The organism is Nostoc sp. (assembly GCF_036917675.1).
Classification (GTDB): domain Bacteria; phylum Cyanobacteriota; class Cyanobacteriia; order Cyanobacteriales; family Nostocaceae; genus Nostoc.
The window spans coordinates 143,168-158,424 of sequence record NZ_JBALCT010000067.1 but is presented as its reverse complement, the minus strand read 5'-3'; the positions used below and the strand labels follow the sequence as shown (position 1 = coordinate 158,424).

Sequence of the window (15,257 nt, the reverse complement as noted above, 5' to 3'; positions counted from 1 at the left end):
AATGAATTTGCTTTAAGGCGGGCAAGATGCCCACCCCACAAAATTGGATAAGACTACCAGTTACCTACAAGTTGAGCAGTAGGAGAAAACATTGAGGGATCAATTGAAATGCCTAAGCCCTTAGCTACACGACCACCATAGGAAACATCTGCCCGAAAAAAGTGGCAAAGTTGGCGCATTTGGATGTCTTGCCTTGCTTGAGAGAGACTACCGACAATATTTTTTGCCAGACGCTCCTGCTGTTCAGGAGTCTGTAACCGATACAGATCACCTGCTTGGGTGTAATCATCGTTTCCTTCACGATGATTGTAACGATCAACGGCAACATCACCCAAATGGATAGGTGGCTCTGCATAGGCTGGATTTTCTTTGGGCGTACCCTCAGCACTATTGGGTTCATAGTTAGGAGCGCTACCGCCGTTGTTCCCCAACGCCATGAAGCCATCTCGCTGATTATGCATCACTGGACATTTAGGCTGGTTGACAGGTAGTTGCTGATAGTTTCCACCCAAGCGATACCGTTGAGCATCTGGGTAAGAAAACAGGCGAGCTTGCAGAACCTTGTCTGGAGAAAAACTAACCCCAGGAACCACCGCACTAGGACTAAAAGCAGCTTGCTCAACTTCCGCGAAATAATTCTCAGGGTTCCGATTTAGCTCTAATATTCCAACTTCGATTAGGGGATATTCTCCTTGCTTCCAAACTTTCGTCAAGTCAAAGGGATTATCTCGATGTTTTGACGCTTGCTCGTCTGTCATCACCTGAATACACATCCGCCACTTGGGATAGTCTTTTTGAGCGATCGCTTCAAACAGATCATGAGTCGCATGATCGGGATCTTCTCCTTTTATCTTCGCCGATTCTTCCTCCGTCAAGGTTTGATGCCCTTGCAGAGTCTTAAAGTGAAATTTGCACCAGAAGCGATCGCCCTGAGCATTAATCAAACTGAAGGTGTGGCTACCAAAGCCATCCATGTGTCGATAGGTTTTGGGAATTCCCCGATCTGAAAACAGAATCGTCACCTGGTGGAGCGATTCTGGACTGAGTGACCAAAAATCCCACCTTGCATTATGGTCTTTGCGATTGGTTTGGGGATTGCGCTTTTGGGTATGGATAAAATCAGGAAACTTAAGCGGGTCACGGATGAAGAAAACAGGGGTATTATTACCTACAAGATCCCAGTTCCCCTCCTCAGTATAAAACTTCAGTGAAAAACCTCTAGGGTCACGCTCGGCATCTGCCGAACCCTTTTCTCCCCCGACTGTCGAACAGCGCAGTAGGAATTCCGTTTTCTTGCCAATCTCCGAAAAAAGTTTAGCTTTACTGTAGCGGCTGATGTCATTGGTAACAGTAAAAGTACCGAAAGCAGCCGCACCTTTAGCATGGACAACTCTTTCAGGAATACGTTCTCTGTTGAAATGAGCCAGCTTTTCTAAGAGGTGGAAATCCTGTATTAATACAGGACCACGCGATCCAACTGTGAGTGAATTCTGGTTATCGGCAACAGGAATACCGTCAGCAGTTGTCAAGTTTTGGTGTTCAGTCATTGGTAAAGAAGCTCTCCATTAAGTTACTCAGATTGCCCACAGTATATTTTACTCAGTAGATAGACGGATGGCGACTGATAGACCAGATAATTCATAGTCATAATGAGTTTATATATAAAGCATACTCAATATGACTATGAATTACAACAAATTTGTTTTGTATTTTTGAGATATGTAGGGGCGCACATCTGTGCAGTGGTGTCAACGAAGAGGCTCTTGGATGAGGGCAGGGAGCGTGGGGAAATGACCCGTGACTCCTGCTGTAAAGCTGCATCGGAACATGGGTTTGAGTTCCCCACTTCTTATAAGTGGTTCTTGTGGCTGTGGGGTCGAATCCCCATTCTTTTCTATCCCCTCTGCTCCCTTGCCTCTTTTTCAATTTAAGCCAAAACCCTTTTAAAACCTCGTTTCCAGCCACTGCCTGGAAATGCACTTCAATTATGGCTCTACCGCGAGTCAGAGAGACGGAGCCTCAATGAGGGGCATTCCCAGTCTCAGACTGGGAACGAGGTAAAAATTCCTTTTCCCTCTCATTTGCTTACCTTCGTCATCCAATACCTGCGCTACGCCTTCAGTCGCTTCTAAAAGCGATCGCACTTTCGCAATATACGCATACTGTCTTGAATGACTTTGATTTTCTCACTAGCCTTGATGATGAAGTTCATCAGGTGGATTTGTCTTTGTATAGAGATGCTATTTTGATGCTGCAAGCTTGGGAACTTTGCTTTTTATAAAGTAAATATGACAGTGAAATTTTCTTAACTTACACCTAATTACGATTATTCTATGCAAATATATCGCTTAATTTTCCAGGCGATCGCTACTTCGTTTTGGACTGTCCATAGAAAGCAAATTCGATATTGGTCATTAATCCAAATGCTATGCGAGTACTTTAAATTAAAGTTATCCTGAGCCAAAAAAGTATGATGTCTTCGCTTCCCGTCAACGACGCTCAAAATAATTTGTAAGAGATCATCGACCAAGTTGCAGAGGAGGGTAAACCTGTGATCATTCCAGGCGATCGCGGTAATGCGATTCTGCTTGCAGAAAAAGATTGGTCTGCAATTCAGGAGACTCTTTACTTATTATCTGTCCCTTGAATGCGAGAATCTATAAAAGAAGGACTAGCAACCTCGATCCAAGAATGTGATGGGAAGTTGGATTGGTGAGTCCGCGAGCGTCTGGGGAAGCAGTTCCAAACCCCGAAGCAGCGAGTTGGAGGTTGATTTACACAAAACAGGCGCAAAAAGATGCGAAGAAATTAACTTCTAGTAACTTAAAGGAAAAGGCCAACCCACGCCACTTGCTCTACTTGGGGAGACCCCAAGACCGCAGTGGCTCCCCTTGGTGTTCACAATGAAAACCTTGATGCTGCCAAGCTTGCATATCTACTTCAGTAAGTCTTGTCACATTTGAGCATTGCGGTTGAATAATTTGACTTAAAATCGCCCAAAATAGGCTGCGTGTTAAATCTAATCCAGTTTTAGCCCAAGATTCACGATTACCAGGAACACCCAACTCCTGAACAATCTCTGTCTCTACCCAAATACCATGAGCGCCTAAAAGAATTTGTGCCATCCATTTGGCTCTGGGTAAGTGACTTGGCGAGGTAATCAACATGACTTTATGCACTCCCCAACGCCGCAGAATCGGGATACCATAATAGAAATTTTCAAAGGTAGAATTCGCACACTTTTCTAACCAAACGTTTTCTAACCCTACTAATTGCGGCTGAAAAATTAACCGTATACAGGGGTCTGGGGAACCATGAGAAATTAAAATTGGGGTTTGCGGGTATTGTTTTGCTTGTTGGGCAACATAAATTTCTCGACGAATACTGCCACCGAGTACAAAGAAGGCATCTACTGGCTGCAAATAAGCAAAAACTAAGGTTATAGTAGTGAAAATCAGCCAAACACCCAGGACAAGGTAGAATCCACCAGTTAGTTTTTGTAACAACTGCCACAGATTATTAAATTTTTTTTTAATAGAAATTAATGATTTGATGGTAAGTTTACGTTTCATGACTTAGGTAAGAAAACATGATTTAATGGCTGTCTAACGGTGCTGCAATTGAGTGATCAAAGTGCTATCTTATAAAAGTAATCAAGAAGTGCAAACATGACGCTGATCAAAGTGTCACATATTCAGTATAGCCTTTGGAAGAAGTCTAACAAACTGAGAAATGGTTGTTAATAATGCAGTATTTTCGGCATCATTCAACGATAAAAATGATGAAGGGAGCATAGCTTAGTTTGGGGTATAAAAACTTAAAATTTTCTGGAAAGCCTGATTGTTAAACTGTCAACAACACAATTATTCCAACTGATATACATGAACCAATCTGCGAAAAGTTACTCTCCGCTCCAAGTAGCCTTGATTGGTGGAGCGATCGCCACTACTGCTGCTATCTCTGTGTTCGGTCCCGCTTGGACTCGTGGTGTCCGTGCCGCTCTAGCCCTACAAGACAGCCCAAAACAGATAGTTGACCAAGTGTGGCAAGTGGTGAATCATGAATATGTTGATGCTAAATTTAATCAACAAGATTGGCAAGCAACCAGACAAAGCCTGTTAAACAGAGACTATTCTTCTCGTGAAGAAGCTTATACTGCCATCCGCGAAGCTTTACAAAAGTTGGGAGATCCTTACACGCGGTTCATGGACCCCAAACAGTTTGAAGCCCTGACTAGCCAAACATCTGGGGAAGTCTCTGGCATTGGCATTCGGATGGAAGTCAACCAAAAAACTCAGCGCCTCACTGTTGTCGAAGCCATAGAAAATTCTCCAGCACTGAAAGCGGGACTCAAAGCAGGCGATGAAATTTTAGCAATTGACGGCAAACCCACTCTCAAGATGAAAGTGGATGATGCATCTAAGCTAATTCGCGGCAAAGCGGGTACTCCCATCAAGCTACGGCTGGCACGGAAAGGGCAAAATGCTTTTGATGTCAAGCTGACCAGAGCAAGTATTGAAGTACCTACAGTCCGTTATACCCTCAGACAAGAAGGGAATCGCCGCGTTGGCTATATCCGTTTACGCGAATTTAGCGCCCACGCCGCAGACCAAATGCAACGAGCCATCCGTGATTTGAACAGCAAAAAAGTTGATTCTTATGTCTTGGATTTGCGGGGAAATCCTGGCGGATTATTGCAGGCGAGCATTGAAATTGCCCGGATGTGGTATGATAACGGCGGCATTGTCAAGACAATAGACCGTGTGGGCAGCAGTGAGGAAAGTAAAGCCAATCGTACTGCTCTCACAAATCGTCCTTTGGCGGTCTTAGTGGATGGTAATTCCGCTAGTGCTAGCGAAATCCTCACAGGGGCACTTAAGGATAATAAGCGGGCGGTAGTCGTAGGTGGTCAAACCTTTGGTAAGGCATTAGTACAGTCAGTTCATGAACTCGCAGATGGTTCCGGCTTGGCTGTCACCATTGCCCATTACTACACCCCTGCGGGAACGGATATTAACCACAAAGGGATTACGCCAGATATCAAGCTAGACTTGACAGAGGCACAAGAGCGTCAGTTGGCTTCTAATCCAGATTTAATCGGAACTAAGAGTGATCCACAATATGCCCGGGCGATCGCAATTTTATCCAATAACAACTTTGCCCAGCCGCCAGCAAATCAGCCCACTCGACCCATGAGCCGCGCCGATAACCTGAAATTTTAGATACTAATATTCCCAAATCCAGATTTTTGGAGTTATAAGAACAGAATTCAGGAATCAGGAGCAAAGCCAAAGACGCTCCGCCGAGGCGTCAGAATTCAGAATGAATTTGAGTCAGACCAGCAGGTGAATAAATGCGTTTAACCACACAGCTAAATTTCAGATTTACTGGTCGATAAAAAAGTGGTGAGTCCCAATCCCTCACTAATCAATTCTGACTCCTGAATTCTGATTTATGACTCCTTCTCATCGTTCGAGGATTTTGATTTGGGAATACTAGCTAGTAATCCCATCTCCAAAATCTCAGATTTATGAATCATCAGCCAGTTGATGCAACCACCGCCACCAGCTTATTACCAATGGTGTCGGTGGTTGTTCCTATTTATAACGGTGAGGCGGATTTACCAGATTTGCTCAATTGTCTGTTGTCTCAAACCTACCCAAAAGACCAGGCAGAATACTTGTTAGTGGACAATAATAGTAGCGATCGCACTCTCACCATTATCAAAACATCTGCCGAAAATTGCCCAGATACAATTCACCCTTTGAGCGAAAACCAAATTCAAAGCTCCTATGCTGCTCGGAATACTGGGATTCGCGCCGCTAAGGGTGAAATTATAGTTTTTACCGATGCTGATTGTCGCCCACAACCACAATGGTTAGAAGCATTAATTGAGCCTTTTGTCAACAAAGAAGTGGTAATTGTCGCTGGTGAAATTTTGGCACTACCAGGCACAACTCTGCTAGAACAACACGCAGAGCGTCAAGAAACTTTGTCGCCAAAGCATAGCCTTGGACATTCCTTTCGTCCCTATGGTCAAACGGCTAATTTGGCGATTCGCCGCTCCGCCTTAGAAAAAGCGGGTTTATTTCGTCCCTATCTTACCACTGGTGGCGATGCCGACATTTGCTGGCGGATTTTGGGGGAAAACATCGGGCGTTTGGAATTTGCCCCGAATGCGATCGTTGGGCACCGCCACCGTGCTACACTTCAAGAACTGCAAAGTCAATGGCGGCGCTATGGGCGCTCAAATCGCTATCTCCACGAACTGCACGGTGTCGATTTGATGCCAGAGATGACACCCAAAGAATACGGCTATCGTTTGGTACGTTGGTTATTGAAGGAAGTACCAAGGGATATTAAAAATGCCTTGGCGCAGCCCGACCCAGGCATCGCGGGTAAAGCTACCCTTGTAGATTTATTAAATACTCCCATTGGTTTGTTGACTGCTAGAGCGCGTGCTGCTGGGCAACGAGACACCAAGCTGCCAGAGAATGCTAAGATAATTGATCATTTACGCTAGTAATGAAGAGTATGTAGTAAGCACTAGAATACTTCGGCATTTATTTTTGCTTGCATTGCCCTTTTCATTTACAATTACGCTCGATAGTTCTGTAAGTTAAGCAACATGAACGTCGATGGATTTAGCCAACAGGTAGAGAAATTGCGGTCACAGGTACAGGGATTATTGCAATCCAATGGAACTAAGCCAAACTCAGAACAGGAGATCATAACAGAGGCTTTCGAGCAACTCAACATTGCAATGGAAGAACTATTGACAGCCTCCGAGGAGTTAGAGGTAACACGAGCGGCAGTAGAGAAAGAGCGGCAACGTTACCAAGATTTGTTTGAGTTCGCTCCAGATGGTTACTTAGTAACTGATACCGCCGGGACAATCCAAGAGGCTAACCATGCAGCAGCAACCTTGCTCAGTGTCCAGCAAAAGTATCTAGTAGGTAAACCATTAATTCTCTTTATTGCTCAACAAGACCACCAGTCCTTTAGCTCTCAGATGAACAATTTGCAGCCGCTACTGAACTGGGAAATTAACCTACAACCACGGAGAGGAACGCCTTTCCCTGCTAGTGTGAAAGCGTCTGCGGTATACGACCTTGAAGGGAAGCAGCTTGGCTGGCGTTGGCTGCTGTGCAACATTAGTGAACGCAAACAAGCTGAAGAAATGTTGCACCGAGCTTACAATGAATTAGAAATACGGGTGGCGGAACGGACAGAGGAATTGCTGACTGAAATTACAGAGCGTAAACGAGCCGAATCACAACTGCTGCACCTTGCCTTTCATGATGCACTGACGGGTCTTTCAAACCGCGCTGCATTTATCAACCGCCTAATACATGCGCTCAATTATTCAAAACGGCATTCAGATTATCTATTTGCTGTAATGTTTATCGACCTTGATCGATTTAAACTGATCAATGACAGTCTTGGACACTTAAATGGCGACCAATTACTGGTTATGACTGCAAGGAGGTTAGAACTATGTGTACGCTCCATAGATACAGCCGCACGCCTTGGGGGAGACGAATTTACAATCCTGCTTGAGGGAATCCAAGATGTATCAGACGTCATCATAGTCGCTGAACGGATTCAAAAGGAACTAGGGTTACCCTTTGAGCTTGGCGAACAAGAAGTGTTCATAACGGCAAGTATTGGTATCGCCTTGAGTTCGACAGTAGGCTATGAAAACCCAGAAGACCTTTTGAGGGATGCTGATACAGCAATGTACCGAGCGAAGCTGCTAGGCAGAGCGCGTTATGAGCTATTTAACTCAGATATGTATGCTAATGTTCTGGCGAGATTGCAGTTAGAGTCCGATTTGCGCCGAGCAATTGAACGCGTTGAGTTTCGAGTTTATTACCAACCGATTGTTTCACTCACAAATGGCTCTATTTTAGGTTTTGAAGCTTTGTTGCGTTGGCAGCATCCAGAACATGGTCTACTTAATCCAGCAGATTTTATTCCTCTAGCAGAAGAAACTGGACTAATTTTCTCCATTGGCAACTGGATGTTGCATGAAGCCTGTCGCCAGATGCAAGCTTGGCGGGTGTGCCATCATTTTAACTTACTAGAGAAAATCAGTGTCAATCTCTCTCTCAAGCAATTTTCCCAACCGGATTTGATTGAGCAGATTGAAAAAATTTTGCACTCAACTGGTCTTGATGCTGGCACTCTAGTGCTAGAAATTACTGAAAACGCAATTGTAGAAAATGGCGATAAGGCAACTGCCACACTCTTACAACTTCGAGAGATGGGCATTGAGTTATCAATTGATGACTTTGGTACAGGTTACTCCTCATTAGGTCGTCTTTATAACTTTCCGATTAGTGTGTTGAAGATTGACCATTCTTTCATCAGCTCAATCGGCGCTAGTAGTATGAATTTAGAAATTATTGAGATAATTCTCACATTGGCACACAAGCTCGGTGTGAATGTGCTTGCTGAAGGAGTAGAGACAAAAGAGCAACTAGCACTTCTAAGAAAGTTGAGCTGTGAATATGGCCAGGGATATTTTTTCTCACTTCCATTAAATAGCTCGGCAGCAGAGGCATTAATTATACAAAATCCTCACTGGTAAGGATTATTTCAAAAAATTGAAATTTATCAGAGAATCCCCTGTAAATCCAAGACAAAACCTGTCCAAGTTCCCAAGCGTTGAGTTCTATCATGTCCGCTTGATTACTTAATTAAACTTCAAGAACCCCACCCCGCCAAAGCTACGCTTTGTCTCCCCTCCCCTCTCGAAGAGCGGGGATTAAGGAGAGGGGTGCAATGACTGTGGGAATCATAACTAATTACCGGGACATGATATTAGTCTGCGGTTTCGGCTACCAGTTTCTCCACCAGTCGGTGCCCTAACTACTAATTCTCCTAATGCGGTGCGCTCTAGTTTAGCATCAAGGTTGACTTGACATAGCTGATAAAACTGCTCAAAAGTGAGATTGATTAATGGTTCTAAGTTCAGGGTAATAGCAGTCATCTTGCAGCTTCTCCTGTCTTGATTATCACTATTATGGTTAACCTGCTACCAGATTGGAGTCCAACCTTCCTTAACTGCGGCTGTAAAGTATCTATGAGCATGGGTTTCACTTTCAAAACTATACGCCGAGAGTACGGCAGCTAAAATCTGAAGTGGTGCGTTAGCCAAAGGCTAACGCACCCTACGTGTATTTCAAAAATTAAATATAAGTCCTATATTCCCCAATACCTTTTGTTCAATGACTGTCAACTTTCGCTAAATTGGAAAGAGCAAAACTCAAGGAAATTTTAAATGTCAGCACAATTGTTACTGGTGGATGATGAACCAGGTATACGGGAAGCCGTGAAAGACTATTTGCAAGAGAGCGGTTTCAGCGTTCAAGTCGCCAGTAACGCCCTTGAAGGTTGGGAATGGATGCAGATGAATACACCTGACTTAGTGATTTCCGATGTGATGATGCCCCAGGTGGACGGCTATCAGTTCCTGAAGCAACTGCGGGAAGACCCCCGCTTCCAAGCACTCCCGGTAGTATTTTTAACTGCTAAAGGTATGACAGGCGATCGCATCCAAGGCTATCATGCTGGTGTTGATGCCTATCTACCCAAACCCTTTGATCCCGATGAACTGGTGGCTATAGTCGAAAATTTGCTAGCCCGCCGCGCCGCTAGGTCTGCAAGTACCGGAGATGACGCTGAAACCCCTGATATTGCTGAACTAGCTAATCAGATTGCCCAAATTAAGGCATTGTTAACTCAAAGAAATGCCATTTCCCAATCGCCAGCCCCTTTCAAAATTGATTTGACTCCCAGAGAACAAAGTGTTCTAAATTTGGTTGCTGAAGGGTTGATGAACAAAGAAATCGCCCGTCGCTTGGAAACCAGCGTCCGCAATGTAGAAAAGTACGTCAGCCGTTTATTTAGTAAAACTGGCACTAGTAGCCGTACTGAGTTGGTTCGTTTTGCTCTAGAACACGGACTTGCTAAATAGGCATGGGGTATTGGGCATGGGGCATTGGGCATGGGGCATTGGGCATGGGGCATTGGGCATGGGGCATGGGGCATGGGGTTAGAGACGTAGCACTGCTAGGTTTTTACAAGGGTTCTAGATAACGTTTGCCCTTTACTCCTCTTCTTTATTTTTACTTTGGTTTTTTAGGTTTTCATTTGATTTGCGCTGTTGTCCAAATTCCCCATCTGTAAAGACACAGGGTTTTGTTATTCCTACAATGTTTTGATAAAAACTCGGTAAAATGCACCCGGCTGAATTTGCTCTGAGATTCTACCAGTAACCTTTGCTACAAAGTTTTTAATGGAGGAAACTGTTCTTGGGATTTTGTGTTGCTAAATAAGACTTTTACAAAGTAGAAATCACATTATTTGATGAATTCTACTTAGTGCTTAGTTTCTATTGCAACGGGTGTATAAGATCAAGACTTGATTTGATGCCCAATTCACGTTTTTTCAATATTCAAATTACACCTTTAAGTTTGGGGATTCTCAGCAGCATTACGCAAGCGCATTAGCTGGCGTCGCATTTGAGGTGAGGCTTTAAACTCAGACACTTCCTGGGCTTTAACGGACGCTTGCAGCGTCTCTAGAAAGTCGTCAGAACCTTCGGTCAAAGCATCAAGTAGCACCTGTAACAATTGTTCGCGATCGCTCAATAGACTCTTTTCCTCAATTAACCGGAATTTGAGATGTATTTCGCACTCATAAACACCTACTTCGAGATTATTTATTTGGCGTGGTAATGCTTTGGAGTTCATAGCTATTGAGATTCCTTTACTTGGTGGTATGAGGGTAAGGAGGTAGATGTCCAGCAAAATTCTTTATATCTTTTTTGAATCCAAAGTGCTTGAATTAAGAATTTTTCTTCATCAATCACCTTTGTATTCTATTTCACTCTCCTGTGCTTTATTTTCAATCTAGATTTTGATGTTCCTGTGCCAGATATAGCTTATGGTAAACCATAACCATTATTCAGTTTTTAAGATTCTACACAATAAAGTTTCTGTAAGAAGTTGTTCGACCTTTTTAAAGGTTTTTACATCAACTTTATGTTAACGTCAATAGCGAGTTTACTTGTTACTTCAATTTTGGTGTTTATACGTAAGTAAAACCGCTTAAGTTTTTTAAATTTATTAAAGCCAGAGGTCGATGTAGCCCGATTCCGTAAAATTACTAGATGTGCGTTTTTTTCAGCAGTAAATTCAGAAGAAATTTCTGAGCATAATTATTAAGCTAAAAATTTTTGTTCTCCATCAAAAAATGTACACAGATCAAATTATTCCTGCCAAACGCCTGAGCCTACTGTGTTTTGGGCTTGATGAGTAAAAAAATATTAGCAGTACGTAAGATTAGCACACCGCTTAGACTTGTTTATATGCGCCAAATAAAAACACTCTAACAGTAATTTTTGCAGAAAAATAATTGGACTACTGTCAGTACTAACAGCTAGCTTTGTCTTCAACTCCTAATAGAGGTAGCAAGTTAATCAGTAGAGATGATATTTTTACTTATGCCCATTCAATATACTCTTTTAAAACTGCGTTCAAAGCTGATGAAAAGGAGTCAGAAGTCAGAAGTCAGGAGCGATGCCCTGAGCTTGTCGAAGGGTCAGAATACCCCAGCAGTTAAGTCAGGGGTTTCAAGCAAGGAATGCTTTTCTTCTCCTGGACGACTAAAGTCGCTTGCTCGCTTACCAGGATTCATCCACTTTTTTGTTCAGAATTCAATTCTGAATTCTGGCGACTGGCGCCTTTATTCTTCTTCGGTAAATTGAGAGCATTCAAGCTCAGATATACCGTCTACAATAATTTCAGTGTAATCCACCCAAATCTTGCACCCTTTTATGGATAACCCGATGCTGCTCAAGTCTACAACCCGGCATGTCCGCATTTTTGCAGGTGAAATTGACCGGGATGGCGAACTGGTTCCCAGTGAACAGGTCTTAACGTTAGATATTGACCCAGATAACGAATTTAACTGGAATGAAGATGTGCTGCAAAAGGTTTACCGAAAATTTGATGAACTAGTAGAAGCATCTAGTGGCGTAGACCTCACAGACTATAACTTGCGCCGTGTGGGGTCAGACTTAGAGCATTATTTGCGATCGCTCCTGCAACTCGGCGAACTCAGCTACAATCTCTCTGCCCGTGTTACCAACTACAGCATGGGAGTCCCCCAAGTAGCAATTGACGACAAACAATAAGCTCAATAGTTGGTAGCGAGCTCGCTGAACCCTTCTGACAATTCAGGTGATGTGGTAAAGCCCAAAGAAAACTCCAGAAAGCTTTTGCTAGGCAAAACCTGTCCCTCTCCGAACTTACGGAGAGGGATGTCCGTCAGGACAGGGTGAGGTTTTTCAAGATTTTTGAGAATTCGATGACTTGTGTGTACACTGTAGCCTTGTAGGAGAGATTTTCGATATACCGTGAAAAGTCAGCTGAACCACTTCATTCATCAGGTACTGTTGCCAAAAGTATATTTAATTATCTTAATTCTTAATTAAAGTTAATTATTGCTATCTTACTTATAAACTAAATAAATACCAACATTATCTGCCTCTTAATGATGGGGTAAGTCAGCAAAAGCAAATAACATAGTCATGCTTGGGTTATGCTTTGGGGACAGGGTTGGAGTTAGTTGCTTTATTGGTGGAGAGTCACAGGGCAACAGAAGCTATGATGAGGCTGTAGGGTTGACTTGGGAGCGTATTATTTGGATAAGTTAAGTATTAGCACCTGCTGATATCCGCCAGCTAAAATCATCATCTAAAGTCTGGGTATGTCAAGTTTCAGAAAGATGAGCGGTCTAGATTGTCCCTACTAATGCTGTTAAAGAAATTGCCAATCGCTGATCGGTGCGAAAACTATGGAAAATGACGCGGCAACGCTCTACTGTCCAAATGAAAATTGTCAGGCTGCCAACCCCCTGACCCACAAGTTTTGCCAGCGATGTTCCACGCCCCTACCCAAAAATTATCTCTGGGCTGTGGTAGATGGCCCGAGTGTGGGTAGCCCTGGAGAAATATTAGCCGATCGCTATTTAGTCCTTGATAAATTTGTTCTTTTAGATACCAAGCCTGGTTTATTAGCGCTAACGCCTGAGTTAGATAATTTCCAGCCTCTAAAAGCTTACCTGAGACTCATTCCCTACCGCTTACACGTACCGCAGGTATATGGAGTGCTTTTTGTCGCTGACGGTCCCTCCCCTGGAGAAATATTACTCTTAGAAAAACCGCCACTATTAGTAGATGACACAATCCAACAAGTGCATTTATGCAGCGAGTTAACCACCGCTTGGCGGGATGCAACATCGATGCGCCAACTCAATTGGTTATGGCAAATAGCTCATCTGTGGCAACCTCTGGTGAGTGAGGGTGTCGCTTCTAGCTTACTTGACTCCTATGTATTACGGGTAGAAGGCTCATTAGTCCGGTTGTTGGAATTGCGGTTAGATATCGCAACATCACCAGAATTGCCCCAATTAGGTGAATTTTGGCAGCAATTGGTCAGTGATGCCAAACCAGCTATCACTGAATTTGTTGATCAGGTTAGCCTTTCCTTAATTCAGGGACAGATGAATTCAACCGATCAATTAATCACAGTTTTAGATCAAGGACTAGCACAATTAGGGCGATCGCAAACACCCACAATCAAAATTATCACCAAAACCGACACTGGGCCAACTCGCCAACGTAATGAAGATGCCTGTAGCCCCCCCAGTGGCACTATGGTGAGCAAACCACCCCAACCAACAGCTTTAGCAATTGTCTGTGATGGTATCGGTGGCCACGAGGGCGGCAATGTCGCCTCAAATTTAGCCATTGAAACGATCCAGCAGCAGGTACAGCAACTAACAAAAGTTCCCTACGACCACATAGATCCCTCACTGCTGCTCGATGACTTAGAAAAGGCAGTGTCCATTGCCAATGACAAAATTAGTCAGCGCAATGATAGTGAAAATCGCCAAGGGCGTCAGCGTATGGGGACGACATTAGTCATGGCATTGCCTGTTGCTCACGAAATGTACATTACCCACGTTGGCGATAGTCGTGCCTACTGGATTACACGCCACGGCTGTTATCAAGTTACCCTCGATGATGATGTCGCCTGCCGCGAGGTGCGGCTAGGTTATGCTATTTATCGTGAGGCTGTGCAACAGAGTGCTGCTGGCTCTCTGGTTCAGGCTTTGGGTATGGGGCCTAGCACTTCATTGCATCCCACATCAACACGGTTTATGCTTGATGAAGATGCTGTTTTTCTACTCACATCCGATGGTTTGAGTGATTTTGATCGGGTGGAGGAGTACTGGGAAACAGAAATCTTGCCAATTCTGCTTGGGGAAACAAATATAGCAAATGTTGCGGATAGATTAGTCGAAATTGCTAATACTAAAAATGGGCACGATAATGTCACCGTCGCTTTAGTCCATTATCAAGTTCAATATTGGGAACCAGAAATTACGATCGCAGCAGTCATTCCAAAGAGTTATTCTGCCAAAACTGTGGATTTGACTTCCAGAGCGACAGATACGACACTTTTAGATAGCCCAAACAACAAAACTCAGGTCATTCCCGACACTGAGCCTGTCAAAACTTCCAGTTTACCGCTACAGTGGATAGTTCCATTAATATTTGTGGTAGCAGCAGGTGCTTTAGGATTCTTCGTCAAACAACTGCGATCGCCATCAGTCTCATTTCCAATTATTGCTAATCCCATACTAACTCCAAAGCCTAGCATCGAAGAGACACCCACACCGCGATCGCTTGCTAACCTTTCTCCTGGTTGGGTAATTAAAACTAACAAGGAAATCTCCTTGGGAAACAACCAATCGCTTCCCCGTGGGACTTTTTTAGAAGTTGTTCAGAAAAGACTAAATCCCAAACCTGCTTCTGGGGGTTTTTCGGCATCTATGCGAGTCTGTGCCAATAAAAGTACACAAACTCCAGCTAATACTAATAATCCAGCAGTAATTACCTCGGTTCCACAAAATTCCAAACCTTTGCCGGAAACAGTATTGCTGGACTTCTCCCAACTGAACCGTTTTGCCGTCTCTGTTTTACAATCAGACGTCCCAAATCCATGTAGAACTGTGACGCAACCGCCAGTTAGTGAACCAACTGACACCAGTCCAACTTAGTTAAATACTCGATAAACTTGTAAAAACCTGGAATAATAACAGGTAACAATCAGAGTAAAAAAGTAGAAAATTTTCACTTTGGAGAATTCTTATTTTAAATAATTTGTTTTTAGTTTTTA

Annotated in this window: 11 protein-coding genes; 7 read left to right on the top strand and 4 right to left on the bottom strand. The window is 43.5% G+C overall.

Going from position 1 to position 15,257, the window contains the following annotated elements; genetic code table 11:
• Positions 1 to 53: 53 nt before the first annotated feature.
• Positions 54 to 1,547 (bottom strand): catalase, encoded by a 1,494-nt coding sequence (locus V7K31_RS26110; RefSeq protein ID WP_335098147.1) that lies wholly within the window; start codon positions 1,545 to 1,547, stop codon positions 54 to 56.
• 971 nt (positions 1,548 to 2,518) lie between these two features.
• On the opposite strand from V7K31_RS26110, the gene V7K31_RS26105 reads away from it, so the two are divergent.
• Positions 2,519 to 2,647 (top strand): type II toxin-antitoxin system Phd/YefM family antitoxin, encoded by a 129-nt coding sequence (locus tag V7K31_RS26105; RefSeq protein ID WP_335098310.1) that lies wholly within the window; start codon positions 2,519 to 2,521, stop codon positions 2,645 to 2,647.
• Positions 2,648 to 2,855: 208 nt separating this feature from the next.
• Here the strand turns inward: V7K31_RS26105 and V7K31_RS26100 are convergent, their stop codons facing one another.
• Complete coding sequence (locus tag V7K31_RS26100) at positions 2,856 to 3,572, bottom strand: YdcF family protein (protein ID WP_335098145.1); 717 nt, start codon at positions 3,570 to 3,572, stop codon at positions 2,856 to 2,858.
• A gap of 309 nt (positions 3,573 to 3,881) precedes the next feature.
• On the opposite strand from V7K31_RS26100, the gene ctpB reads away from it, so the two are divergent.
• The 3 genes from ctpB to V7K31_RS26085 all read left to right on the top strand — a co-directional run bounded on the left by ctpB (position 3,882) and on the right by V7K31_RS26085 (position 8,593).
• The gene (gene ctpB, locus V7K31_RS26095) at positions 3,882 to 5,222 is read left to right on the top strand and encodes a carboxyl-terminal processing protease CtpB (protein ID WP_334942270.1); all 1,341 of its coding nucleotides are present in this window, start codon (positions 3,882 to 3,884) and stop codon (positions 5,220 to 5,222) included.
• A gap of 308 nt (positions 5,223 to 5,530) precedes the next feature.
• Positions 5,531 to 6,523, top strand: coding sequence for a glycosyltransferase (locus V7K31_RS26090; RefSeq protein WP_335098143.1), 993 nt, complete (start codon positions 5,531 to 5,533; stop codon positions 6,521 to 6,523).
• 105 nt (positions 6,524 to 6,628) lie between these two features.
• Positions 6,629 to 8,593, top strand: a complete 1,965-nt coding sequence (locus V7K31_RS26085) for a putative bifunctional diguanylate cyclase/phosphodiesterase (protein WP_335098141.1) — start codon at positions 6,629 to 6,631, stop codon at positions 8,591 to 8,593.
• 213 nt (positions 8,594 to 8,806) lie between these two features.
• Here the strand turns inward: V7K31_RS26085 and V7K31_RS26080 are convergent, their stop codons facing one another.
• The gene (locus V7K31_RS26080) at positions 8,807 to 8,995 is read right to left on the bottom strand and encodes a hypothetical protein (RefSeq protein WP_442941382.1); all 189 of its coding nucleotides are present in this window, start codon (positions 8,993 to 8,995) and stop codon (positions 8,807 to 8,809) included.
• Between the two features lie 291 nt (positions 8,996 to 9,286).
• Between V7K31_RS26080 and V7K31_RS26075 the strand changes: the two genes are divergently transcribed.
• Positions 9,287 to 9,982: a response regulator transcription factor gene (locus tag V7K31_RS26075; protein WP_335098138.1), complete on the top strand. Its 696-nt coding sequence runs from the start codon at positions 9,287 to 9,289 to the stop codon at positions 9,980 to 9,982.
• A gap of 493 nt (positions 9,983 to 10,475) precedes the next feature.
• On the opposite strand, the gene V7K31_RS26070 is transcribed toward V7K31_RS26075, so the two are convergent.
• The gene (locus tag V7K31_RS26070) at positions 10,476 to 10,760 is read right to left on the bottom strand and encodes an Npun_R1517 family heterocyst differentiation transcriptional regulator (protein ID WP_069070488.1); all 285 of its coding nucleotides are present in this window, start codon (positions 10,758 to 10,760) and stop codon (positions 10,476 to 10,478) included.
• Between the two features lie 1,085 nt (positions 10,761 to 11,845).
• On the opposite strand from V7K31_RS26070, the gene V7K31_RS26065 reads away from it, so the two are divergent.
• Both V7K31_RS26065 and V7K31_RS26060 read left to right on the top strand, forming a co-directional pair.
• Positions 11,846 to 12,205 carry an NAD(P)H-quinone oxidoreductase subunit M gene (locus V7K31_RS26065; protein ID WP_334833890.1) on the top strand — a complete coding sequence of 120 codons (360 nt, stop codon included), beginning with the start codon at positions 11,846 to 11,848 and terminating at the stop codon, positions 12,203 to 12,205.
• A gap of 662 nt (positions 12,206 to 12,867) precedes the next feature.
• On the top strand, positions 12,868 to 15,138 hold the full coding sequence (locus V7K31_RS26060; protein WP_335098135.1) for a protein phosphatase 2C domain-containing protein: 2,271 nt from the start codon (positions 12,868 to 12,870) through the stop codon (positions 15,136 to 15,138).
• The last annotated feature ends 119 nt before the right edge of the window (positions 15,139 to 15,257 follow it).

What these genes read in the sequence shown, in the direction of transcription:
- V7K31_RS26060 (WP_335098135.1), top strand. Translation starts at nt 12,868, where the DNA reads ATGGAAAATGACGCGGCAACGCTCTACTGTCCAAATGAAAATTGTCAG.
- V7K31_RS26090 (WP_335098143.1), top strand. Translation starts at nt 5,531, where the DNA reads ATGAATCATCAGCCAGTTGATGCAACCACCGCCACCAGCTTATTACCA.
- V7K31_RS26080 (WP_442941382.1), bottom strand. Translation starts at nt 8,995, where the DNA reads ATGACTGCTATTACCCTGAACTTAGAACCATTAATCAATCTCACTTTT.
- V7K31_RS26070 (WP_069070488.1), bottom strand. Translation starts at nt 10,760, where the DNA reads ATGAACTCCAAAGCATTACCACGCCAAATAAATAATCTCGAAGTAGGT.
- V7K31_RS26110 (WP_335098147.1), bottom strand. Translation starts at nt 1,547, where the DNA reads ATGACTGAACACCAAAACTTGACAACTGCTGACGGTATTCCTGTTGCC.
- V7K31_RS26085 (WP_335098141.1), top strand. Translation starts at nt 6,629, where the DNA reads ATGAACGTCGATGGATTTAGCCAACAGGTAGAGAAATTGCGGTCACAG.
- V7K31_RS26100 (WP_335098145.1), bottom strand. Translation starts at nt 3,572, where the DNA reads ATGAAACGTAAACTTACCATCAAATCATTAATTTCTATTAAAAAAAAA.
- V7K31_RS26065 (WP_334833890.1), top strand. Translation starts at nt 11,846, where the DNA reads ATGGATAACCCGATGCTGCTCAAGTCTACAACCCGGCATGTCCGCATT.
- ctpB (WP_334942270.1), top strand. Translation starts at nt 3,882, where the DNA reads ATGAACCAATCTGCGAAAAGTTACTCTCCGCTCCAAGTAGCCTTGATT.
- V7K31_RS26075 (WP_335098138.1), top strand. Translation starts at nt 9,287, where the DNA reads ATGTCAGCACAATTGTTACTGGTGGATGATGAACCAGGTATACGGGAA.